This is a genomic window from Dissulfurimicrobium hydrothermale, from assembly GCF_022026155.1.
GTDB classification, from domain to species: Bacteria; Desulfobacterota; Dissulfuribacteria; order Dissulfuribacterales; family Sh68; genus Dissulfurimicrobium; species Dissulfurimicrobium hydrothermale.
Genome location: NZ_CP085041.1, coordinates 909,152 through 929,961, shown reverse-complemented (window position 1 = coordinate 929,961; position 20,810 = coordinate 909,152). Strand labels below are relative to the sequence as shown.

The window sequence follows — 20,810 nt, the reverse complement described above, 5'->3', positions numbered from 1 at the left end:
ATAATATATCACCCATGAAGATAAAAAACCAAAACTGGGCCGAATTTACCATAACCATACACAGGGAACTGGCTGACGTCCTTTCGGAATATATCGTCTCCAGACTTGGAAGGGGTATCTTTGTAAAAGATACCGAAGATGCAGAGATCGTGCGTCTTGTAGCCTATCTGAGCGATGAAGACCTCGAAAGCAACGCCGCAGATGAAATAACAAGGTTTGTCTCCAGACTGAACGCCATGAACGCCGGGCTTCCCATGGGGGTTTGTAGTCAGAAAGAGATAAAAGACGAGGATTGGGGCCAGAGCTGGAAGCTCGGCTTCAAGCCCGTTCATATCGGAAAACGATTCGTCATAAGGCCAAGCTGGGAAACATATAAAGCAAGACCGGGTGAGCTCGTGATTGAGATAGACCCAGGTCAGGCGTTCGGCACAGGCACACACCAGACCACCGCAATGGTGTTAGAGGCCATGGAGACCCTGTGGGAAAAGAAAGGCTGGGATAAAAAGGGGCAAGGGGTGCAGGATGTCTTGCCCGATGTCATCGACGTAGGCACAGGCACCGGCATACTCGGCATAGGGGCAAGACTTCTTGGGGCAAAAAAAGTCCTTTGCGTGGACATAGACCCCGTAGCAGTGGAGGTGGCGCGGGAAAACATGAAAAAAAACGGGCTTGGAGACGTACTTGTAACAAACGCCAAACTTGAGAATATTAATGATAAATTCGATGTAATCCTTGCTAACCTCGACAAAAAAACGCTTATGACCCTCTCGAGCCTCTTTAAATTGCATCTTAAGACCAGCGGCGTCATAATCCTTTCAGGCATACTTGCCGAACAGAAAAACGAAATTGTAAAGACGTTTGAGGCAGAAGGCCTCGCGGTCGAGATGGTCATGACAGACTTGAAAGAGACTGAGTGGGTATGTATCGGCCTATCAAACAGGACATGAAACCGCCGCATTTCGCTGTAAAAGGCGTATTGCCACTCCTGATTGGTGAACGCGTGGCCTTGACGGGCAAGGAGGCTCATCATATGAAGGATGTCCTGCGCCTGGGGCCAGGAGACCTTGTCAATCTCATTGACGCCGCCGGATACAAGGCGATGGCCAGAATCATGACCATTGACACAGAATCGGTTGTGCTGGAGGTGTTAGAGGATGCAACATTCCAAGATGACCGCCTGCCAATAGAGCTGATTGCATCTATAATAAAATCGGACAAGATGGATTGGTTGATCCAGAAGGCCACTGAGCTTGGGGTCACTGCAATAAGGCCGGTTCTTACCGCCCACACAGTAGTCAGGCTGGGTGTCGGACGGAGGGAACAAAAGGTCGCCAGGTGGCACGAGATAGCCATCCAGACCCTGAAACAGTGCAAAAGCCTAATGCCACCGAAGATACACGCAATAACCCATCTTGAAGACACTCTCATTGAAGTCTGCAGGGCATCCGATCCGAAGGCACTCATCCTCCTAGACGAGAAATATAAAGATAAAGGCCTGATAGAGGTTTGGAACGAATTGAACAAACCGACTAAAGTTGTTATCCTCACGGGGCCTGAAGGCGGACTCTCAGACAAAGAAACTGACATGTGCAAAAAGGCCGGCTTTGTGCAGGCATCCCTCGGCTCAAGAATACTAAAGGCTGAAACCGCCGCTGTGGCCGCGATCTCCATACTCGGCGCGCTGATACTACATGACACAACAAGACGCTAACAGATATCATGCCATCATCCTCGCCGGCGGACTCGGTACAAGACTATGGCCCAGGAGCAGGACCTCTAAACCCAAACAACTCCAATGCATCGAATCGAGTACCGAGACACTGCTCCAACAGACCGCCGCAAGACTTGTCCCTATCTTCTCATGGGACAGGATATGGGTGATAACAAAACCAGGGTATAAAAAAGAGGTCTCCAGACAGCTCCCCGGACTGGATAAGGGGCATATATTGATCGAACCGACACCAAAAGGTACGGCTGCCGCGATCTCATGGGCGACCGCCAGGATAGAGCTCTTGTTCAAAGACCCGGTGATAGGTATATTTCCGAGCGACCATCTGATCAACAGCGATAGTCGGTTTAAAAGCTATGTCCTTTCAGCCCTTGAATGGGTTGAGAATAACCGCGGCATAGCATTGCTGGGCATCAAACCCCTGAGACCCGAAACTGCCTATGGCTATATAGAAAGCGGGGAGACCCTGGACCGTATCAGGGGCAATGAGTGCAAAAGGGTGCGATCCTTTCATGAAAAACCAAACGAGGCCGCGGCAAGGGAATATATCCTGAACGGCAGGACTTTTTGGAACAGCGGCATATTTTTCTTTAGGACCGAGATACTCTTTGATGCCTTAAAGGCCGTAACACCCGAGATATGGCAACATTATGGGACAAGGCGCGCAAGACGCCCCCGCTACAACCTGATGCCTGACGAATGTATAGACAGGCTGCTCATAGAGAGGCTTGCGCCGCCATGCAGTACCGGAAAAAACGAGGCCGGACACGGCGCCCTTCACTCAGACTGCAATGAAATCACGCTTGCGGTCTTTCCAGCCGACCTCGACTGGCACGACATAGGCATCTGGGAGACCTTTTACTCCATCCTTGAAAAGGATGCAGCTGCAAACGCATCAAGCGGCCTTACTGTAACCCTCGACTGCTCAGATTGTCTAATTGTCTCAGGTAAGGGCGTACTGACCGCCGCTCTCGGGATCAAAGGGCTTGCGATCGTAGCGGACGGCGATGCAGTCCTTGTGTGCCCAAGAGAGAGGCTTGGCGAGGTCAAAAACCTAGTCGAAGAGATCAGAAAAAGGGGATTAAAAAAATACCTTTAGATTACCACAAAAGATTATGTACGATCTTGCCGCATGAGACGGTCAGAACCGCCCTGCCTTTGAGCGTCTTGCCGAGAAACGGGGTATTCAAGCTGCGGGACCTCAGGTTTTCCCTGTTTACAACAAACATGGCCTCCGGGTCTATGACGCATAGATCGGCCGCCCCACCAGGTTTAATACGGCCGCCCTGAATACCAAGTATCTTCCGTGGATTAAGGGACATACGCCTTATCAATTCAAGAGGGGTCAAGACCCCGGCCCTTACGAGCTCAAGCGCGAGCGGCAGTGCGGTCTCGAGACCTATCATCCCGTTCGCCGCCGTCTCAAACTCCTTTTCCTTTTCAAGGATGCTGTGTGGGGCGTGATCAGTCGCTATCACATCTATCGTACCGTCTCTTAATCCATCGATTACCGCAAGCCTGTCCTCCTCGGTCCTCAAGGGCGGATTCACCTTGGCATTGACGTCATAACCCAAGACAGCCTCTTCGGTAAGACTGAAATAGTGTGGAGCAGTCTCTGCGGTAACCTTCACACCCATCGCCTTTGCCTGTCTTATGATCTGGACTGCGCCAATTGTGCTCACATGGGCTATGTGAAGCCTGGCGCCTGTAAATTCGGCAAGACACACGTCCCTGAAAACAGCTATATCTTCAGCCGCACTCGGTATGCCCTTAAGTCCCAAGATGGTCGAGATCCTACCTTCATTCAAGACCCCCCCGCTCGAAAGTGCCAATTCCTCTGCATGAGAAATGATGAGCGCCCCCAAACCCTTCGCATATTCGAGGGCTAGGCGCATCATACCTGGGTCCGAGACTGGGTAGCCGTCGTCCGAAAAGGCTACGGCGCCAGCCCCCATAAGATCGGCAAATTCGGAAAGCTCTTTACCCTTAAGCCCCTTTGTTATAGATGCAACAGGGTACACAGAGGCATATCCGGCGCTTATAGCCCGTTCGATAACAAACCTCGTGACAGCAGATGTATCATTTACCGGATTTGTATTCGGCATAGAGGCAACAGCCGTAAAGCCACCTGCCACAGCGGCCAACGTCCCGGTCTCGATGGTCTCTTTATATTCCTCACCAGGCTCTCTTAGATGGACATGCATGTCCATCAGCCCTGGGGCCGCCCACATGCCACTACAGTCCACCATACGAACGTCGTCAGGCGGAGAAATTTCATCCCCGATCGCAGCTATACGGCCATCCATGATAAGGATATCTCCAGTGACATCCAGCCTCGTTTCAGGGTCTAATATCCTGAGGTTCTGCAAAAATATTGGCCTCATTGCAACCTCAAACCGTTTCAGGGAGTATAAGCGACAAAATGGCCATCCTGACCGCTACGCCGTTTGTCACCTGATCAAGGATGACCGAAAACGGCCCATCCTGCACCTGGGGCGCTATCTCCACACCGCGGTTTACCGGGCCTGGGTGCATGACTATCGCTCCAGGCCTGGCAAGTTTAAGCCTCTCTGACGTAAGGCCATAGACTGATGCATACTCCCTGACGCCTGGTATTAAAGATCTTCCCTGCCGCTCTTTTTGGATACGAAGCGCCATAACCACATCAGCCTCTTTAATGGCATCCTCAGGCCTTAAAACTACGGTCGCCCCCAATGCCTCGACCTGAGAGGGAAACATGGTGGCAGGGCCTGACACAAATACATCCGCTCCCATCTTGGCAAAGGCCCTGATATCCGAATGGGCTACGCGGCTGTGCGCGATATCGCCTATAATGGCTACTTTAAGACCTGAAAGCCTGCCAAGATGCCTTTTCACGGTAAAAAGATCGAGAAGGGCCTGGGTTGGATGTTCGTTCATACCGTCTCCAGCGTTTATTACCGCCGCCCTCTCCATATATCTCGCCATCAAATGAGAAGCGCCCGAACAAGGGTGTCTGAGCACGACGACATCAGGTCTCATGGCCTCTATGTTTTTAGCCGTATCTATCAGGGTTTCGCCCTTCACGACACTGCTCGCCGCAGCCGAAACGCTGACCGTATCGGCGCTTAGACGTTTTGCTGCAAGCTCAAAAGAGAGCCTCGTCCGGGTAGAAGGTTCAAAAAACAGATTGACAATGGTGCGACCCCTTAAGGGGGGCGCTTTTTTTATGGGTCTTGTCAATATCTGGCTTAATGAATCAGCCGTATCAAGTATAAGCTCTATATCTTTTTGGCCCAAGTCGGAGATGCTCAGTATGTGTCTTGACGAGAGGCGATTCATCCTAAAAAAAGGCCTCCTTTTTGAGATGAAGGAGGCCTTTTTTGCCAACAGGTCTTACGGCTGGAACAGGTTGTGATTGCATTTATTTATTAAAACTAAATTAACTCATTTCAGCCAATTTTACTATCTTTTCATACTCTGTATCTACTCTGTTTTGAATATAAGAAATCTGCTCATCTGTCAAGTGACGGAAACGGCGCTGCCCTTTCAAATAATCGCTTACCGGCTTGGGCTTCGTGATCTTGCGACTTATAATATAGCGACCTTCTATAACCTCATAGAGCGGAAAGACCTTTGTTTCAACTGCAAGACGTGCATATTCCACTGATTTGTCCCCTGCGGAACCCCATCCAGTCGGACATGGGGAATAGATATGGACGTATGCCGGCCCTTTCACCAACGCCGCCTTTTTGACCTTGTTCATGAGATCAAGATAATAGGCCGGTGATGCCGTGGCCACATAAGGGATACCGTGGGCCGCCATGATGGCAGGGATATTCTTTTTCCACGTCACCTGTCCAAAACTCTCCTTGCCTGGAGGGCTCGTGGTTGTCATGGCCCCATAGGGTGTACAGCCGGAACGCTGGATGCCTGTATTCATATATGCCTCGTTGTCCAGGCAGACATAGAGGAGGTCATGTCCGCGCTCAAAGGCCCCGGATATCCACTGAAGTCCGATATCACCAGTCGCACCATCTCCGCCTACGGCCAATATGTCAATATGCCTCTTTGGGATCCTGCCCTTGCGCATTAAGACCTTCCTGCCAGCCTCGACCCCGGAGGCCACGGCCGCCGCATTTTCGAATGCGACATGTATCCACGGCACATTCCAGGCCGTCTGGGGAAACGGCGTGGTAATGATCTCCATGCAGCCGGTGGCATTGCATACGATAACCTCGCGCCCAAGGGCCTTCATCACCATCCTCAAGGCCAAGACCTCTCCGCATCCTTGACATGCCCTATGGCCCGAGGCCAACGGCTCGTCTTTTGGAAGATTTTTTGCCGAGAAACCCTTAAATTTTTCAAATTCAGGTATCATTGTTCGCGCACCCCTATAACTTCATAATTTTCAACAGGACGTCTCTTTGCATATGTCCTGGCCTTCTCAACGATCTCTTTAAAGCGGTCAACTGTCACATCGCGGCCGCCTAGACCGGCCACGAAGCTGAATATCTTCGGTGCCCCTGGCACCTTATAGAATAGACTTCTGAGTTCGGCGCCTACGGGACCACATACCGCACCAGGTGGCAGGCATCTGTCTATTACTGCAAGCACCCCGGCCTTACCAATCGCCTTTTTAAATTCAGGACCAGGAAACGGTCTCCAGAGGCGTATCCTGACAAGACCCACCTTCTGGCCTGCATCCCGCATGGCGTCGACAGCGGTCATGGCCGTCTCAGAGATGCTGCCCATAGTAACCAGGATGACCTCTGCATCTTCACTGCGGTATGTCTCGACAGGATTATACTGACGGCCAAAGAGGTTGGCAAACTCCTTCCATGCCTGGACAATCACCCTTTTCGACGCCTTTAGCGCCTCGTTGTGCGCCACCTTCGCCTCTGTGTAGACCTCTGGCACGCCCACAGGCCCTATAGATATAGGCTTTTTGGTGTCCAAACGGAAACGCGGCTTAAAGGGCGGCAGGAACCTGCCAACCTCTTCTTTGCTCAATATCTCGATCGGTTCTATGACATGACTCAGGGTAAAACCGTCAATATTGACGATCATGGGGAGTGAAACCCTACGGTCTTCTGCAACCCTGAAGGCATGAAGCGTAAGATCAAAGGCATCCTGCCCGTTTTCCGCAAATGTCTGTATCCAGCCTATATCCCTCTGAACCATTATGTCCTGATGGTCGTTCCATATACTGATCGGTGCAGCCAGCGCCCTGTTCGCCACCACCATGACTATGGGAAGCCTCATGGGGCCAGGGTGATAAAGTATCTCGCTCATAAGCGAAAGACCCTGAGAGCTCGAAGACGTAAATGTCCTCGCCCCTGCTGCTGAGGAGCCGCAGCAACAGCTCATAGCTGCATGTTCTGATTCCACAGGTATGAATTCAGCGTCAAGCTCGCCGTTTGCGACAAATTCCGACAGATGCTCCACAATATGCGTCTGGGGCGTAATAGGATACGCAGGCACGACATCCACATCAGCCAGCCTGACTGCCTCTGCTACCGCTATCGAAACCTCTATCCCTACTCGTTTAGCCATTTTATCTACTCCTCCTCAGGCGACATTGTTATGGCATCCTTGGGGCACTCATTGGCGCAGATACCACAGCCCTTGCAGTATTCCATATCAGCCTCGAAATAACCCTCAGGGGTCTGACGATATGCCATATCCGGACAAAATATCCAGCACATACCACACTTTATGCACTTTTCTCTATCTGTTGAAGGACGCTGAGACCTCCAGTCCCCGGTCCTGAACCTGGCTGAATTGCCCGGTTCCAACACATGACACCCAAACGGTAATGTCTTCCATCCAACAATGGCGTCTAATATTGCCATATCAAAACTCCTTCATACTTTATTCTCTCGGCCATGGCCATCTCAAGCCATAAAAAACCAACCCTCAACCATTGTCATTTGTCATCCCCCCCCACTGAAAGTTCATCTATCCTTTCTCATAATTGGGAGGGAATTAAGGCAAGGTAAGAGGAAATCGTTGAAAATTGCCCTGACAGCAGCATCAACCAGCAACCACCGTCTCTTCGTACGCCCTACGCATAGCGGCCTTGTTCTTCTCGGCCAATCTACCGAAGCGCCTGTCAAGGGCGTCGCTCAAGGCATCCATGCCCACTATTCCGGTGGCCTTCAAAAGGGCGCCAAGCATAGTGGTATTTGTAATGGGCATGCCTATAACCTCTCTCGCTATTGTGTTGGCATCGACCATCGCGAGCCTGCCCCTGATTCCGAATTTCTCTCTCACCTCGGCCTCTTTAAGATGGGTATTCAAGATCACAATCCCACCTTCGCGCAGACCGTCTTCGACCTTGACAAGACTTGGGAGAGACGAATCAAGCACAACCACTATATCCGGATTGTAGACCTTTTCCCTGGTCCTAATCTGGCTATCGCTGACCCTTATGAAGGCCGTAACAGGGGCACCCCTACGCTCAGGTCCGAAACTCGGGAAGGCCTGCGCGTATTTACCCTCGTCTATAGCCGCTATCGCAACAAGCTCAGCGGACGTAACGCCACCCTGACCGCCGCGACCATGAAGTCTTACCTCTTTCATCGAAAGATCTCCTGTGTAAATTTAGACTTGATCTCTGTGTTAACATGTTGTTTTTTGCTTTGTCAAGCGGTTCTAAACCGCCAAATCAACCCTTTACACATATTCACGATGTGGGTATGTCGCACAAAATTTAATGCTTTCCTTGACATATCATGTTTATCTGGTTATCAATTTAAACCTTACACAATCATATCGTGATCATAAATATATGATCGAAATTTTTCTAAATTTTTCTAAAAAATTCTAAATTTTCAAGGGGTTATCTCAATGAAAATGACATTCCAACCAAGTGTGCTAAAGAGAAAAAGGACGCATGGATTCAGAAAACGCATGAGCACAAAAGGCGGACGCCTTGTGCTTAAAAGCCGCAGGGCAAAAGGCAGATACCGTCTCTGTGTATAGCGTATATCCTCCTTTGCTTGGTGAAAAAAAACATCCGAATCAAGCAGGCTGGTCTGCTGAGGTCTGAGCGGTTATGCGGCAAAGGGGCCTTTGGACCGATATTCAAGGCACGGAGGCGAGTAAGGCTTCCTTGTCTGACAGTGGTATATGCCCCAAACGGTCTGTCTTACCGAAGGATGGGTATAAGCATAGGTAAGAACTATGGTAACGCCAACGCCGTTGAAAGGAACAGGGTCAAGAGATTAGTTAGAGAACTCTTCCGAAGGAACAAAGACATCTTTCCGGTAGGATGCGATGTAGTTTTCATACCGCACGTCGGATTTTTGAATATCGAGATCAACACCTATTGCAGGATGTTTGAAGATCTATTCAAAGACATCAGTAGCACACACCGTAAGACGGACGATAAAGATAAAAATGAGATCTAAAATAGCGACAATAACAGGCAAGACGATTGGATGTGCGATCATATTTACGATCCGCATTTACCGCATATTGTTTTCCTCGATCCTTCCGAGAAGCTGCCGCTTCTTTCCAAGCTGTTCAGTTTATGGAGAAGAGGCGATAAGACGGCATGGACCGCTCATAGGGTCCGCCATGCTCGCCAAGAGGCTCATACGCTGCCATCCTTGGCACCCTGGAGGATACGACCCAGTCCCTTGACACCATCACCATGGCGGATCCTTCATCCAGACCATATTCCATTTGTCATGAAAGGCTTCAAAATCTTTTAAAGGCTCAGGAAAATAGACATGGAATTCCGTTCACTCTTAGCGATAATCTTATCAATGCTCGTATTGATAGGCTTTCAGTATCTCTCAGGCAATCTGCCGGGCCATCCTGTCGAACAGGCCCCAAACCGATCCGGCATGCCTCCAACTGCTCAGACAAAAAATGCTGGCTCACTGGAAGGACAGACGGCGCAAATGCAGAGACCGAACGGCACGGCCATCCAACAACCACCGGCCGGCCTCATTCCCAAGGTGTCTCAGAGGATAGCAAGGGACATCACTGTCGAGACAGATCTCTATCGGATGGTATTTTCAGAACGAGGCGCCGTCCTTAAAGAATGCCTCCTGAAACGCTATTCTACAAATATGAAGCCGGATTCGCCGCCTGTGAACCTTATAAACACGTCGCAACCCGACCTTCCTTTGGGTATCGAGCTTGGAACGTCACCGCCCGTCGATCTTTTGGATCAGACGTTCGATGCCGACAAACCTGGGCTCGTCTTGACCGACTCCAAAAAGGAGGGGAGCTTGAGCTTCTCGTACAGACTGCCTAATGGATCTTCTGTTTTAAAAACCTATACATTCCACCAGGGGAGCTACTGGGTAGACCTCTCCATAGAGGTCAAAGGACGACCTGGTGCGCCCGTGACCATATTTATGTACAACAGGCCCTTTTCCAAGGAGACAAGTTATGTATTCTCAGGGCCTGCCTACTATGCAAAAGACGCCTTGACAGAGGTAAAACTCAGCAAGCCAGGGGAAAAATCGAATCATTCAGGGCCAATAGACTGGATCGGCTATGAAGATAACTACTTTTTGGCTGCCATAATACCGCTGGACCAATACGGCGGTGCTAATGCCACTTTTGAAAAAAAAGATGCATCCGGACTTACGGCCATCAGCCTTACATTACCCCTCAAGTCAGACGAGGCGGGAGATTCTGTAAGGCTTGGGCTTTATTACGGGCCGAAAGAGATAGAGACATTGAAGGCACTAGACCACCATCTGGCCGATTCGATAGATTTCGGCTGGTTTACACCTATTGCAAAACCCCTTCTGTATCTTCTCAACTTTCTCTACAGTTATTTTCATAACTACGGCATTGCCATCATAATCATCACACTGCTGATAAAGATCGCCTTCTGGCCACTTGCGCACAAGAGCGCCAAGTCTATGAAGACCATGCAAAAGCTGCAGCCGAAACTCGCCAAGTTGAAAGAAAAATATGCAAACGACAAAGAGGCCCTGAACAGAGAACTTATGCAGCTCTATAAAACATACAAAGTCAATCCTATGAGCGGGTGCCTGCCCATGTTACTGCAGATACCGGTATTTTTCGCCCTTTACAAGGTGCTTCTACAGGCAATCGAACTCAGACACGCCCCATTCGCCTTATGGATAAAAGATCTGTCCGCGCCTGACCGTCTAATGATACCAGGGGTCGTCATACCTATCCTTGGCGGCATCCCGGTCCTTACGCTCTTCATGGGCGCCTCAATGTATCTGCAACAGAAAATGACACCCAGTTCTCTTGACCCCACCCAGGCCAAGATGATGCAAATCCTGCCGGTGGTCTTCACATTCATGTTTATAAATTTTCCATCCGGTCTCGTACTCTACTGGCTTGTAAACAACCTGTTTTCCATAGTGCAGCAATACTATATAAATAAATTCACTGAGTAAACCCGGATATCGCCATGTCAACCGCTATTGTTTCAGCAGTATCAGCAGCATCAATGGAATTTGAAGGTAAGACCGTCGAACAGGCCACTGAATTAGCCTGTAAACACTTTTCATTGCCTGCGGACGAACTCGATATAGAGATACTCTCTAAAGGCTCTTCCGGTATATTCGGCCTAGGGGGCAGAAAGGCAAAAATAAGGGTCACACCTAAACGCCAGGCCGTGAAGGCACATAATGCATTAAAATCACCTGACGAACCTCTAGTTGAGTCTTCACCTTCAAATGCCCCAAGCAATGCCGAACCAACTTCAGATCTCGCTTATCTCAATGCAGTCAGAGAGATGACCGAAGGACTTTTAAAAAAAATGGGGCTTGAATGTAACGTCGAGCTGAAAAATGAAAAGACCGGCCCGAAGATAGAGATATCCGGCCAGGATACGGCGATAGTAATAGGCCGCGAAGGAAAGACCCTCGAGGCCATCAAATATCTGGTCAACAGGGCCGCAGCAAAACGACTTGGGGGCCGAGATGGCGCCATCTCGGCCATTCCAATCGATGCAGACGGCTTTCGCTCCAGTAGGGAGGAATACCTCGTCAAGCTCGCCCGTTCCAAGGCGGAACAGGCCAAAAAGACAGGCCGGACAGTTGTCCTTCCCCCCATGAACCCGGCTGAAAGACGGTTTATACACCTCACGTTGAAAGACACTGATGGTGTACGCACCACCAGTACAGGGAGTGGTAATATGCGCAGGGTGATAATCATACCGACAAACCGTACCCCCCGCGGTCCCAGTAAAGGCCTAAATCAACAGCACGGCCGGATAAGCGCCCGGCAGCACAAAAAAGAGAGTGAATGACCTCTTTAAAGAAGAAGATACCATTGCAGCTATAGCAACCCCTGTTGGCACAGGCGGGATAGGGATTATAAGAATAAGCGGAACGTCCAGTCTGGATATACTCCGCAAGATATTCAGACCAAAAAGGGCCGGTTCATCCATCGAATCCCACCGCCTTTATTACGGACACGCCATAGATCCGAGAGATGGCATAGTAATAGACGAAATACTCGCTGTCTTTATGAAGGCACCCAACACCTACACGAGAGAAGATACGGTCGAACTCCATTGCCACGGGGGGCGGGCGGTATCGAAACATCTCCTGGAGGCGGTAACAGGTCTTGGCGCCAGGATTGCGGAACCAGGGGAGTTTACAAAAAGGGCCTATCTAAACGGCAGGATTGACCTTTCCCAGGCGGAGGCGGTCCTGGAAATCGTCCAAGCAAAGACCGAAAAAGAACGCAGCCTTGCTGCAGCCGCGCTCGAAGGGGCGTTGACCAGCCGGATAGAGGCGGTCAGACAGATAATAATCCAGACGCTCGCTCATATAGAGGCTGTGATCGACTTCCCTGAAGATGAAATCAGACCCTTTGACGCCAACACTATGCTGACGAATCTCATGGAACAGGCCATTTCACCGCTCAGCAGCCTCCTGGATGCCTACAGCCATAGTCGGATCCTACGGGAAGGTGCAAGGATCGCCCTTGTCGGCAGGCCCAATGTCGGCAAATCGAGCCTCTTCAACGCCATGCTCGGCTCATGTCGGGTCATAGTAAGCCCGATTCCTGGCACCACTAGAGACACGATCGAAGAGACCCTAGAGCTAGAGGGCGTATCCGTGACGCTAGTCGATACGGCCGGCATAAATAAAGACAGCCGCGATCCTATTGAGGCTATAGGCATGGGGCTTTCTTTGGAGGAGATCAAGAGGGCCGATCTCACAATCGCCGTCTTTGATACAAGCCGCGACATTACGGAAGAAGATATGGCGCTCATGGACATATTGCCGACTGGTAGACCCCTGATTGCAGCGTTGAACAAGGCCGATATCGTCTGCCGACCGGATCTGGAACGGATCAAAGAGGCAGTGAGCGCCAGGCTGGCAGCAAGGGACACTGAGGCAGGCCTTGTGATAACCTCGGCGTCGGATGCACAAGGACTCCATGAGCTTAAAAGAGAAATCATAAGGCTACTGCTCAAGGACTCGAGTAACATCCAAGGCGTACCTGTTTTTATCCCGAACATCAGGCAAAAAAACGCCATCGAACAGGCGACGGCCGCCATCCAAAGGGCGTGCGGCAATCTTAAAGACAGGGCCCCGGAAGAGCTGATAGCCATTGACCTAAACGACGCCCTCAAAAAACTGAACGAGGTGCTTGGAATAGAGATGGGGCAGGAGATACTTGACGAGATATTCAGCCGTTTCTGTATTGGAAAATAAAATAGCCATTAGGATAAAATTATGACAAACGAAAAAGAGGGGATTCTAATATACGAAGACCCTGATGCCGCCCATTCCCTCTTGAAAACAGCGGAACAGGCTGCATTGAAGGCGGGAAAGGTCCTTAAATCCCTATTCGGCCGCATCAAGGATATACGACACAAGGGCAGGATAGATCTTGTCACAGAAGCAGATGTCGCATCGGAAAGGGTCATAATTGAGGTATTAAAATCAACCCACCCTGGCATCCCGGTCCTTTCTGAGGAGACAAACCCCGAGTATCGTTCAGCCTCAAAAGACGACTTCTTTTGGATAGTCGATCCGCTGGATGGGACCACCAATTTCGCCCATGCCTTTCCATGGTTCGGTGTGTCCATTGCCCTTGCCAGCGGGGACAAGGTCATCCTGGGCATAATCCACTGTCCGGTCCAACAAGAGACGTTCTCGGCAAGCCTCGGCAAAGGGGCGTGGCTCAACGGCCGACCAATCAAGGTCTCAAATACGCCTACCATTGAAGACGCCCTTTTGGCCACCGGGTTCCCTTATGATGTCCAGGAAGACGCTGCAGATGTAATGGCCGCATTCAAGGCCGTAGTAACAAAGGTCCAGGGGGTAAGGAGGGCCGGGGCGGCAGCCCTTGACCTCGCCTATGTGGCATGTGGCAGATTCGACGGTTTTTGGGAGATAAAACTGAAACCATGGGATACCGCCGCAGGTAAACTCCTCGTGGAAGAGGCCGGCGGCAAGGTAACCGATTTCAGGGGCAGCGTCTATTCACCTTTCATGCAGGAGATAATGGCAACAAACGGCCTGATACACAGGGAATTAGGCAACATCCTCATGCCTTTCAGCCAACATCTAAAAAGAGGCGTCACCTGCATGACAGCTTGAAAGGGTTGTTGCACCTCATTAATATTATACCAGATCCTGCAAAAAACCTACCTGACAACAGGATAACAGGTCCTGTCAATTAAATTAATATCGAAAAGAAGACTGGAAGATAAAGATGTCCACATTCCGAGAAATCACCTGCCCAAGGTGCCAAGAAAAGATAAAGATCCACGCAAACCCCATCCCGACCGTAGATATAATCATAGAGACCGCGGGGGGGATAGTCCTTATCGAACGAAAGAACCCGCCTTTTGGCTGGGCCATACCTGGGGGCTTTGTAGATTACGGCGAATGCGTGGAGGCGGCTGCAATAAGAGAGGCCCTTGAGGAGACTGGCCTAAAAATAAGGCTCAAGACCCTTCTAGGCGTCTATTCAAACCCAGACCGGGATCCTCGAATGCACACAATCAGCACGGTATTCATAGCAGAGGCCCAAGGTGAGCCACAGGCTGGAGACGATGCAAGATCAACCGAGATCTTCCCTCTCAACAACTTCCCTACCGACCTTGCTTTTGATCATAAAAAGATACTTGAAGAGTATATAAAGCTCAAAATGGCAACGGCAACCCCTATGTCATAGCTAATCGGGGGGGGGGGGGGGGAACTTATTTTGCTCGCAATTGCAACAGTCTCCGCCTTTGAACGCTTCGAGTTTGAACCGCCTGTAACGTCCTTAGCAACCACCTTGTCGCCGCCAGTCTTCTTAGCCACATACATGGCCTCATCGGCCTCGTGTATCAAGCTGGTTACATCGTCTCTCAGCCTCTGCGACGTCTTTTTGAACCCGGCCACCCCGACACTTAGGGTGGTCTCGCCCCTATCTTTGTAATTGAGATAGTTCCTGCGTATACGTTCAGCTATCATCTCCGCCTCTTTAGCACCTACTTGAGGCAGTATAACTGCAAATTCGTCGCCGCCGATCCGGCAAGGTGTATCTACGGAATTCCGAATGGAGCTTTTTAACACCTCCCCCAGAGAGATCAAAACCTTGTCGCCAAACTCATGACCTTTCTGATCATTCAATGCCTTGAAATTGTCTATATCGACAATCGCAAGATAAAGGCCATAACCTTGTCTAGCCGCCCTTTCAGCCTCCTCCTCAAGCCTTTGGTCAAAGAAACGTCGGTTATACAAATCGGTAAGGGTGTCTCTTAATGAGAGCTGCTCAAGCTTGTGCCTTAACGCCCTCTCCTTCATCAATCTCAACAATTTGGCCTCGAATTCATCAAGACTGAACGGCTTCTGAATAAAGTCGCTTGCTCCTGCCTTTATTACGTCTGTATATCTAAAATCTTTTGTAAAGCCGGTCATAACGATTATATCTGTATCGGGCCACCTTGCCTTAACCTTGCTTGTGAGCTCAAGACCATTCATATTGGGCATCAATAGATCCGTGACTATAACGGCTGCCGGTACCCGCTCCATCGAGACTATAGCTTGGAGACCGTCCCTTGCCAGGCTGCAAGGAAGACCGATTTCGCTCAAAAAATCCCTTAAAAGCCGTAAGATCGCTTCATCATCATCTACTATCAGTAGGCGGTCTTCTTCTTGCAACAATTCATCAGACATATCGGACATGAAGATATCATCCTCCCAGCCGCCCTAAAAACCCACCGCAAAACTAAAGATCGGGCGCACACTGGGCGAACGCGATAAAGTAAAACTTATCTCCTGTCAGGTCAGGGCCATCAGAAATTTCTTCGCAGCAGACACCTTTGCCATAAAGGTACTATAAAAAGCAGCAAAATTAAAATATATTACTTAAATTACCTTCGAACAGAAATCAATATCTTTACTTCAAAAATAACATAATACCCTCTTCATTTCAGAGATTAAGATTGGGTTACAAGCAGCAGAGGACATCGGTTATAAAACGTCCTGCCCCAATGCCCATGCACAATTATTAAAGTCAGATGTCGTGACAACGACCAAAGAGGCTGGGGATTGCGCCAAGCCGGACAGATATTATAATAATATATCTTTTTTGAATTCTATCTAAAAAATAATGAAGCGATCAAAAAACAAAAGGGGGCTGAGATGGCCAGGATAACAGTTGAAGACTGCCTTGAGAAGGTAAGGGATCGGTTCTCGCTTGTATATCTCGCTGTAGAGAGGGTCAAACAGCTCAGAAAGGGTGCTGCACCCCTCGTGCAATGCAAAAACAAGGAAATCGTCACCGCCCTTAGGGAAATAGCAGCCGGCAAGGTGACCTATGAAAATCTAGACGAACTTGGCCGCGAGGCAGAAGAACAAAGGGCCTACAAGAGTTTTCAGCCAGAGGCCTTTCTGTCCGAAACGCCTCAATAATTAAAAGAACCTCCGGACAGGATCATGAAAAGGGACTATTACGACATATTGGGTGTCTCGAGGACCGCCTCTCCTGAAGAAATTAAAAAGGCCTACAGGAAACTGGCCCTTAAGTACCATCCCGACAGAAATCCTGGCGACAAGGAGGCTGAAGAGAGGTTTAAAGAGGCCGCCGAGGCCTATGAGGTACTTCAAGACCCGGAAAAACGCAGGGTGTATGACCTTCATGGACACGATGGCATGGCCGGAATGGGTTTCAGCGGTTTCAGCCGCCAGGAAGACATCTTTAGCGCGTTCAGCGACCTCTTTGAGGATATCTTCGGTTTCTCGACCGGTCGCCGCCATCAAGGATCTGGATTAAGGCCTGAACAAGGGGCGGATCTGAGATACGATCTCTCCATCTCTTTTGAAGAGGCGGCAAGGGGCGCAGATAAAGAAATAGAGATAACAAGGCTTGAATCCTGTCAAGAATGCCTGGGAAGCGGACTCAGGCCAGGTACCCAGCCGACGGTCTGCCATCTCTGCGGCGGCAGGGGCCAGGTTATAAGGGCTGAGGGTTTCTTCAGGATTGCAACCACCTGCCCGAATTGTCATGGCAGAGGCGTTATTATAACAAACCCATGCAATGCATGCGGTGGGCAGGGCAGGATCCGCGAGAAACGCAGGGTGAAGATAAGAATCCCGGCAGGGGCTGACGACGGCGCCAGACTTAGGCTCCGTGGAGAAGGCGAAGCTGGGGTCAGAGGCGGCCCAAGGGGAGATCTATACATTATACTCCATGTCGAACCACATGAATTCCTTGAGAGACGTGGAAACGACCTGCACTGCCGGATACAGATCTCCATGACGCAGGCGGCCCTTGGAGACGAGATCGAGGTGCTCACCTTGGATGGTCCCCACAAACTCAAGATACCGGCCGGCGTCCAATCCGGGGAGACATTAAGGCTCAAGGGGCTAGGCGTCCCTGACCTTAGGGGTCTAGGAACAGGAGACCAGGTCATCGAGGTAGCGGTTCTGACCCCGACAAGACTCACAGAAAGACAGAAGGAACTGCTCAGGGAATTCGCGTCGCTGGAGAAAGAAAAGGATGAGGGTGGTATATTTAGGAGGTTTTTCAAGAGGTTTGAAGGCCATGAGATGGCAGGTAAAAAGGAGGGGGCGATTTGAGCAATTCGGGCTTTTCACATCTGGACAAAAAGGGACGGGCCTGCATGGTCGATGTGAGCCACAAGACCGCAACGCAACGGGAGGCCGTGGCCTCCGGTAGGGTTATGCTGGGGGAAAAGGCATTCAATGCCCTTACCGAAAACGGCGTACCAAAAGGAGATGTCTTGGCCGTGGCTAGGGTGGCAGGAATAATGGCCGCCAAGAAGGTGGACGCGCTGATCCCCCTTTGTCACCCCCTGCCGCTTAGTTCGATCGAGATCGATTTTACCCTTGATCCAATTGAATCTTCAGTAGTAATACAGGCTAAGGTAAAGACAAATGGCGTCACAGGGGTGGAGATGGAGGCACTGACCTCAGTTTCCGTCGCTGCACTTACAATCTATGATATGTGCAAGGCCTTAGAAAAAGGTATAGTCATAAGGGAAATACGTCTTGAATCCAAATCGGGCGGGAAGAGCGGCGCCTGGAAGAGATGATCATAATAAAATTAGGAGGCATTGGTGGATAAGGCTCAACTTGAACATTTCCGCAAGATACTTCAGCAAAAACTGAACGAGCTCCTGGGCGAGGCGGACAGGACTATCGATGAGATGACCGGTATGGACGAAAACTTTCCTGACCCGACCGACAGGGCATCCGTTGAATCAGACCGCAATTTTGAATTACGCATAAGAGATAGGGAGAGAAAACTCATAAAAAAGATACAAAAGGCCCTTGAGAAAATAGACAACGGCACCTATGGAATATGCGAAAAGTGCGGGGAGGAGATCAGCATCGGCCGTCTTGAGGCTAGACCGGTAACCACACTGTGTATAGAATGCAAATCCAAAGAGGAACGGGAAGAAAAGGCTAGAGGCCTTTAAATGTATGAAGCTCTACTGCGCCCTTGTCTGGCATATGCATCAACCGCTTTATCTTGACCCTGTAAGCGGCCGTTTTGCAATGCCGTGGGTACGTCTCCATTCTGTCAAGGCATACAACGATATGCTTTCGTGCCTGAAAGGGAGACGTGAGGCAAGGGTTACATTCAATTTCGTCCCATCACTTCTCTATCAGATCGGGCTTTACCTCGAAGGCAAAACTGACGAGTTTCTGGAGATCAGCCGCAAGAAGACCTCGGAGCTCTCTAACCCGGAAAAGGAATTCATACTTACCCATTTCTTCAGCTGCCACTGGCCTACTATGGTTGAACCATACCAACGCTATGTGCAGCTACTGGCCTTAAGAGGCAGGGACTTCGTCCCTTCAGATGCCTCGTGGACCAGAAACCGTTTTTCAGAGCAGGATCTGCTGGATCTCCAGGTCTGGTTCAATCTCACATGGATGGGTTTTGCGGCAAGAAAAGACCCTTTTATAAACGGTCTTTTCCAGAAAGGACGGCTCTTTACCGAAGAGGAAAAGGCACGGCTCCTGGATGCCCAGCTTGATATAATGAAGGAACTTATCCAATCCTACGCCGAAAGATGGACCGACGATCAGATCGAGATAACAACAAGCCCGTTTTATCACCCAATATTGCCTCTCCTCATGGACACCGATTACGCAAAAAGATGTGCGCCTGGCGTCAGACTCCCACGCCGCTTTTCATATCCACAGGACGCCACTGCCCAGCTTAAAAGAGGTAAAGATTTCTGTCAAAAAATATTCAAAAAGGCCCCAAGCGGCCTCTGGCCTTCCGAAGGTTCAGTGGCCCCTGAGCTTATCCCTGCCGCCAGCGAGGCCGGTTTTTCATGGTTGGCCACAGACGAGGCGATTCTCTACAAATCCATCGACAGCCCTGGTCCCGATGCGCTCTTCCAGCCTTACAAGGCGCAGATAGGTGATAGCTCTATGGATATAATCTTCAGACACCATGAGCTCTCCGACCTTATAGGCTTTGTGTATAAAGAAAACGACCCTGAAATAGCCGCGGTCGACTTTATTACAAGACTGAACGAGATAAGACGGAGGCTCTCTGCAACAACGGATCGTCCGCCTTTCGTGGCCGTCATCCTTGACGGTGAAAACCCATGGGAATACTATATGGACGGCGGTGAGGGTTTTCTCAGCGCACTCTATGACGGCATTATCTGCAACCCCGATCTTGAGCTCGTAACGGTAAGCGATTATCTCAAACGATATCCGCCAAACAAAACCCTGACACGCCTCCATACTGGCTCTTGGATAAACGGTGACTTTGGTATATGGATAGGGGGGGAGGAGGAAAACAGGGCGTGGGAGGTCCTTGGAGAGGCAAGGACTGCCGTGGAGGATGCAATCAAGACCGGCATCCTTGGTGAAAATGAGATATCCAATGCAATGGAATCCATATTCGCGGCAGAGGGAAGCGACTGGTTCTGGTGGTACGGCGACAAATTTTCAACCAGCTATGCCTATGAATTTGACAGCCTCTTCAGGCTTCATCTACAAGGGGCCTATAGGGCGCTTCGGCGCGCCGCCCCTGCTGATCTCTCGATCCCGCTGAGGCGGCCTAAGGCCATCCTGCCAGCCGCAACACCGGTTGCGTTCATAACACCCATAATAGATGGCAGGATAAGTTTTTATTGGGAATGGAATGGGGCTGGTTCAGTCTCGCTTGCCGAACAGGGCGGCTCGATGCACAGGAGCGCCTCAAATCTAAACAGGATATTTTACGGATTCAACATAAATTCGCTCTTTCTGCGACTCGACCCTGCCAAAAAAAACTTCTTGGAATGGCCTGCTGGTCTCGGCATAAGCCTATCAATTACTACAGCCAAAGACAGGGTCGCCATAGAGGCATATCCAGCCCAGGTCGGGATGGATAAGCTCGGGACAACGACATGGCGGTGCCAAATCAAGAAGAACGACCTTGAGATCCCGCTTCACGAATCAGGGATCAGGTTCGCCATAGAAGAAATAGCCGAATTCGAGATACCATTTGTCTTCCTAAACCTTATTGCAGGCGAGGAATTAAGTCTTAACATTAAAACGATCCAAGATGGATTGGTACAGGACACATGGACAAGGGCTGGCTATCTATCGATCAAGATGCCAGATAAAGACTTTGAACGAAGGCTCTGGCTGGTATAAAAAGGAGT

Annotated in this window: 23 protein-coding genes; 16 read left to right on the top strand and 7 right to left on the bottom strand. The window is 50.1% G+C overall.

All coding sequences use genetic code 11. The annotated features are described in order from the left end of the window. The first annotated feature begins 14 nt into the window (after positions 1-14). The 3 genes from prmA to LGS26_RS04540 are packed head-to-tail and all read left to right on the top strand — an operon-like array spanning position 15 to position 2,828. Entirely contained in the window at positions 15-947 is a 933-nt protein-coding gene (gene prmA, locus LGS26_RS04550) for a 50S ribosomal protein L11 methyltransferase (protein WP_237889673.1), read from the top strand. Further along, a complete protein-coding gene (locus LGS26_RS04545) occupies positions 920-1,711 on the top strand; it encodes a 16S rRNA (uracil(1498)-N(3))-methyltransferase (protein WP_237889672.1) in 792 nt (263 codons plus the stop codon). Before prmA ends, LGS26_RS04545 begins: the two co-directional genes overlap by 28 nt. Then, positions 1,692-2,828, top strand: coding sequence for a mannose-1-phosphate guanylyltransferase (locus LGS26_RS04540; protein ID WP_237889671.1), 1,137 nt, complete (start codon positions 1,692-1,694; stop codon positions 2,826-2,828). The genes LGS26_RS04545 and LGS26_RS04540 overlap by 20 nt, the downstream gene beginning before the upstream one ends. 1 nt (position 2,829) lies before the next feature. Here the strand turns inward: LGS26_RS04540 and LGS26_RS04535 are convergent, their stop codons facing one another. The 6 genes from LGS26_RS04535 to LGS26_RS04510 all read right to left on the bottom strand — a co-directional run bounded on the left by LGS26_RS04535 (position 2,830) and on the right by LGS26_RS04510 (position 8,293). Next, positions 2,830-4,113 carry a dihydroorotase gene (locus LGS26_RS04535; protein WP_237889670.1) on the bottom strand — a complete coding sequence of 428 codons (1,284 nt, stop codon included), beginning with the start codon at positions 4,111-4,113 and terminating at the stop codon, positions 2,830-2,832. Positions 4,114-4,120: 7 nt separating this feature from the next. After that, positions 4,121-5,050 carry an aspartate carbamoyltransferase catalytic subunit gene (locus LGS26_RS04530; RefSeq protein ID WP_237889669.1) on the bottom strand — a complete coding sequence of 310 codons (930 nt, stop codon included), beginning with the start codon at positions 5,048-5,050 and terminating at the stop codon, positions 4,121-4,123. A 100-nt stretch (positions 5,051-5,150) separates the two neighbouring features. Continuing rightward, complete coding sequence (porB, locus tag LGS26_RS04525) at positions 5,151-6,089, bottom strand: pyruvate synthase subunit PorB (protein ID WP_237889667.1); 939 nt, start codon at positions 6,087-6,089, stop codon at positions 5,151-5,153. Then, the gene (locus LGS26_RS04520; protein ID WP_237889665.1) at positions 6,086-7,264 is read right to left on the bottom strand and encodes a transketolase C-terminal domain-containing protein; all 1,179 of its coding nucleotides are present in this window, start codon (positions 7,262-7,264) and stop codon (positions 6,086-6,088) included. The genes porB and LGS26_RS04520 overlap by 4 nt, the downstream gene beginning before the upstream one ends. A 5-nt stretch (positions 7,265-7,269) precedes the next feature. After that, positions 7,270-7,563 carry a 4Fe-4S binding protein gene (locus tag LGS26_RS04515; protein WP_237889659.1) on the bottom strand — a complete coding sequence of 98 codons (294 nt, stop codon included), beginning with the start codon at positions 7,561-7,563 and terminating at the stop codon, positions 7,270-7,272. 181 nt (positions 7,564-7,744) lie between these two features. Beyond that, positions 7,745-8,293, bottom strand: coding sequence for a 2-oxoacid:acceptor oxidoreductase family protein (locus tag LGS26_RS04510; protein WP_237889657.1), 549 nt, complete (start codon positions 8,291-8,293; stop codon positions 7,745-7,747). Between the two features lie 267 nt (positions 8,294-8,560). Between LGS26_RS04510 and rpmH the strand changes: the two genes are divergently transcribed. The 8 genes from rpmH (at position 8,561) to LGS26_RS04470 (ending at position 14,857) form a co-directional block, all read left to right on the top strand. Beyond that, positions 8,561-8,695, top strand: a complete 135-nt coding sequence (gene rpmH, locus LGS26_RS04505) for a 50S ribosomal protein L34 (RefSeq protein ID WP_237889648.1) — start codon at positions 8,561-8,563, stop codon at positions 8,693-8,695. Positions 8,696-8,715: 20 nt separating this feature from the next. Beyond that, positions 8,716-9,123 carry a ribonuclease P protein component gene (gene rnpA / locus LGS26_RS04500; RefSeq protein WP_237889641.1) on the top strand — a complete coding sequence of 136 codons (408 nt, stop codon included), beginning with the start codon at positions 8,716-8,718 and terminating at the stop codon, positions 9,121-9,123. Next, a complete protein-coding gene (yidD, locus tag LGS26_RS04495) occupies positions 9,113-9,358 on the top strand; it encodes a membrane protein insertion efficiency factor YidD (protein WP_237889639.1) in 246 nt (81 codons plus the stop codon). The genes rnpA and yidD overlap by 11 nt, the downstream gene beginning before the upstream one ends. Positions 9,359-9,447: 89 nt before the next feature. Continuing rightward, positions 9,448-11,109 carry a membrane protein insertase YidC gene (gene yidC / locus LGS26_RS04490; RefSeq protein ID WP_237889637.1) on the top strand — a complete coding sequence of 554 codons (1,662 nt, stop codon included), beginning with the start codon at positions 9,448-9,450 and terminating at the stop codon, positions 11,107-11,109. A 14-nt stretch (positions 11,110-11,123) separates the two neighbouring features. Beyond that, complete coding sequence (gene jag / locus LGS26_RS04485) at positions 11,124-11,966, top strand: RNA-binding cell elongation regulator Jag/EloR (RefSeq protein ID WP_237889635.1); 843 nt, start codon at positions 11,124-11,126, stop codon at positions 11,964-11,966. Continuing rightward, complete coding sequence (gene mnmE / locus LGS26_RS04480; RefSeq protein ID WP_237889633.1) at positions 11,959-13,386, top strand: tRNA uridine-5-carboxymethylaminomethyl(34) synthesis GTPase MnmE; 1,428 nt, start codon at positions 11,959-11,961, stop codon at positions 13,384-13,386. The genes jag and mnmE overlap by 8 nt, the downstream gene beginning before the upstream one ends. A 21-nt stretch (positions 13,387-13,407) precedes the next feature. Continuing rightward, a complete protein-coding gene (locus LGS26_RS04475; protein WP_237889626.1) occupies positions 13,408-14,277 on the top strand; it encodes an inositol monophosphatase family protein in 870 nt (289 codons plus the stop codon). Between the two features lie 115 nt (positions 14,278-14,392). Next, positions 14,393-14,857 carry an NUDIX domain-containing protein gene (locus LGS26_RS04470; protein WP_237889624.1) on the top strand — a complete coding sequence of 155 codons (465 nt, stop codon included), beginning with the start codon at positions 14,393-14,395 and terminating at the stop codon, positions 14,855-14,857. On the opposite strand, the gene LGS26_RS04465 is transcribed toward LGS26_RS04470, so the two are convergent. Next, a complete protein-coding gene (locus LGS26_RS04465) occupies positions 14,794-15,855 on the bottom strand; it encodes a GGDEF domain-containing response regulator (protein ID WP_237889622.1) in 1,062 nt (353 codons plus the stop codon). The two genes, LGS26_RS04470 and LGS26_RS04465, sit on opposite strands and share 64 nt — an antisense overlap. Positions 15,856-16,314: 459 nt before the next feature. Between LGS26_RS04465 and rpoZ the strand changes: the two genes are divergently transcribed. Genes rpoZ through LGS26_RS04440 form a run of 5 tightly spaced genes read left to right on the top strand, consistent with a single transcriptional unit; the run spans position 16,315 to position 20,802 of the window. Continuing rightward, positions 16,315-16,584: a DNA-directed RNA polymerase subunit omega gene (rpoZ, locus tag LGS26_RS04460; protein WP_237889614.1), complete on the top strand. Its 270-nt coding sequence runs from the start codon at positions 16,315-16,317 to the stop codon at positions 16,582-16,584. 24 nt (positions 16,585-16,608) lie between these two features. Then, positions 16,609-17,751 (top strand): molecular chaperone DnaJ, encoded by a 1,143-nt coding sequence (gene dnaJ, locus LGS26_RS04455; RefSeq protein WP_237889606.1) that lies wholly within the window; start codon positions 16,609-16,611, stop codon positions 17,749-17,751. Continuing rightward, positions 17,748-18,227: a cyclic pyranopterin monophosphate synthase MoaC gene (gene moaC, locus LGS26_RS04450; protein WP_330873331.1), complete on the top strand. Its 480-nt coding sequence runs from the start codon at positions 17,748-17,750 to the stop codon at positions 18,225-18,227. The genes dnaJ and moaC overlap by 4 nt, the downstream gene beginning before the upstream one ends. A gap of 24 nt (positions 18,228-18,251) precedes the next feature. Further along, entirely contained in the window at positions 18,252-18,614 is a 363-nt protein-coding gene (gene dksA / locus LGS26_RS04445) for an RNA polymerase-binding protein DksA (RefSeq protein WP_237889604.1), read from the top strand. Positions 18,615-18,618: 4 nt separating this feature from the next. After that, positions 18,619-20,802 (top strand): glycoside hydrolase family 57 protein, encoded by a 2,184-nt coding sequence (locus LGS26_RS04440; RefSeq protein WP_237889597.1) that lies wholly within the window; start codon positions 18,619-18,621, stop codon positions 20,800-20,802. Positions 20,803-20,810: the final 8 nt, after the last annotated feature.

Excerpts from the sequence above, each read along its gene's own strand:
- jag (WP_237889635.1), top strand. The coding sequence starts at position 11,124 with ATGTCAACCGCTATTGTTTCAGCAGTATCAGCAGCATCAATGGAATTT.
- LGS26_RS04440 (WP_237889597.1), top strand. The coding sequence starts at position 18,619 with ATGAAGCTCTACTGCGCCCTTGTCTGGCATATGCATCAACCGCTTTAT.
- LGS26_RS04515 (WP_237889659.1), bottom strand. The coding sequence starts at position 7,563 with ATGGCAATATTAGACGCCATTGTTGGATGGAAGACATTACCGTTTGGG.
- LGS26_RS04465 (WP_237889622.1), bottom strand. The coding sequence starts at position 15,855 with ATGTCCGATATGTCTGATGAATTGTTGCAAGAAGAAGACCGCCTACTG.
- LGS26_RS04530 (WP_237889669.1), bottom strand. The coding sequence starts at position 5,050 with ATGAATCGCCTCTCGTCAAGACACATACTGAGCATCTCCGACTTGGGC.
- rpmH (WP_237889648.1), top strand. The coding sequence starts at position 8,561 with ATGAAAATGACATTCCAACCAAGTGTGCTAAAGAGAAAAAGGACGCAT.
- LGS26_RS04545 (WP_237889672.1), top strand. The coding sequence starts at position 920 with ATGTATCGGCCTATCAAACAGGACATGAAACCGCCGCATTTCGCTGTA.
- dnaJ (WP_237889606.1), top strand. The coding sequence starts at position 16,609 with ATGAAAAGGGACTATTACGACATATTGGGTGTCTCGAGGACCGCCTCT.
- porB (WP_237889667.1), bottom strand. The coding sequence starts at position 6,089 with ATGATACCTGAATTTGAAAAATTTAAGGGTTTCTCGGCAAAAAATCTT.
- LGS26_RS04510 (WP_237889657.1), bottom strand. The coding sequence starts at position 8,293 with ATGAAAGAGGTAAGACTTCATGGTCGCGGCGGTCAGGGTGGCGTTACG.
- LGS26_RS04470 (WP_237889624.1), top strand. The coding sequence starts at position 14,393 with ATGTCCACATTCCGAGAAATCACCTGCCCAAGGTGCCAAGAAAAGATA.
- LGS26_RS04535 (WP_237889670.1), bottom strand. The coding sequence starts at position 4,113 with ATGAGGCCAATATTTTTGCAGAACCTCAGGATATTAGACCCTGAAACG.
- LGS26_RS04475 (WP_237889626.1), top strand. The coding sequence starts at position 13,408 with ATGACAAACGAAAAAGAGGGGATTCTAATATACGAAGACCCTGATGCC.
- LGS26_RS04520 (WP_237889665.1), bottom strand. The coding sequence starts at position 7,264 with ATGGCTAAACGAGTAGGGATAGAGGTTTCGATAGCGGTAGCAGAGGCA.
- yidC (WP_237889637.1), top strand. The coding sequence starts at position 9,448 with ATGGAATTCCGTTCACTCTTAGCGATAATCTTATCAATGCTCGTATTG.
- prmA (WP_237889673.1), top strand. The coding sequence starts at position 15 with ATGAAGATAAAAAACCAAAACTGGGCCGAATTTACCATAACCATACAC.
- LGS26_RS04540 (WP_237889671.1), top strand. The coding sequence starts at position 1,692 with ATGACACAACAAGACGCTAACAGATATCATGCCATCATCCTCGCCGGC.
- yidD (WP_237889639.1), top strand. The coding sequence starts at position 9,113 with ATGAGATCTAAAATAGCGACAATAACAGGCAAGACGATTGGATGTGCG.
- rpoZ (WP_237889614.1), top strand. The coding sequence starts at position 16,315 with ATGGCCAGGATAACAGTTGAAGACTGCCTTGAGAAGGTAAGGGATCGG.